The sequence below is a fragment of the Herbiconiux daphne genome, from assembly GCF_024979295.1.
Taxonomy (GTDB): Bacteria; Actinomycetota; Actinomycetes; order Actinomycetales; family Microbacteriaceae; genus Herbiconiux; species Herbiconiux daphnes.
In genome coordinates, this window is sequence record NZ_JANLCJ010000529.1 from 1 (window position 1) to 615 (window position 615).

At 36.4% G+C, this 615-nt stretch carries 1 protein-coding gene; it reads right to left on the reverse strand.

The window, feature by feature from the left end:
* Positions 1-277 precede the first annotated feature (277 nt).
* Entirely contained in the window at positions 278-388 is a 111-nt protein-coding gene (locus tag N1032_RS28555) for a tyrosine-type recombinase/integrase (protein WP_407933091.1), read from the reverse strand.
* Between the last annotated feature and the right edge of the window lie 227 nt (positions 389-615).

Here is a 615-nt window from a genome sequence, read left to right on the forward strand (position 1 = left end):
ATTTTTCTCCTTTTTAATCGGTTTTCTTTCTATCAAACTTTTTCCACACTCATTACATTTGGTGTGTTGTTCTCCGTAAGATATGTTGCAATTTTCGCACCTATTTCACTCTCTCATCTTTTTCCCTCCTTTCCATTTCGGCTTTTGCCTCAAAGAATAATTTTTTGAACCTATCACGTTCCGCCTTGATAAGTTTTATATCAAAGCGTTCACTTGGTGTTAGGTATTGCATATCGTTGGCAATTTCGTAATTGGACTTGTCTGTCTTGATATACGATCAAGTCTGATCTAATGACGAGTGCCCCAACAAGTCGGATATGACTGGCAATTCAACTCCAGAGTTATACAAGTTGGTTGCATATGTATAACGCAATGAGTGAGGTGTAATTCACTCTCCGAAAGATTCAAGTTTCTTTACGGCGTTGTAAATTGAATTATATGTAGGAAATGCTTTACACATATTCTACACATTTTTGAACGTTCAACCTTTCGGCATAAAGATTGTTCTTTCTTTGTCCCCTTTATCAATCACACGCAATTCACGTCCTTTTGTGTTAATCAAGTTTTCAATCTTAATCGCGTCTGCACGTAGTCCAGTTTCTTTTAAGAAAGTAT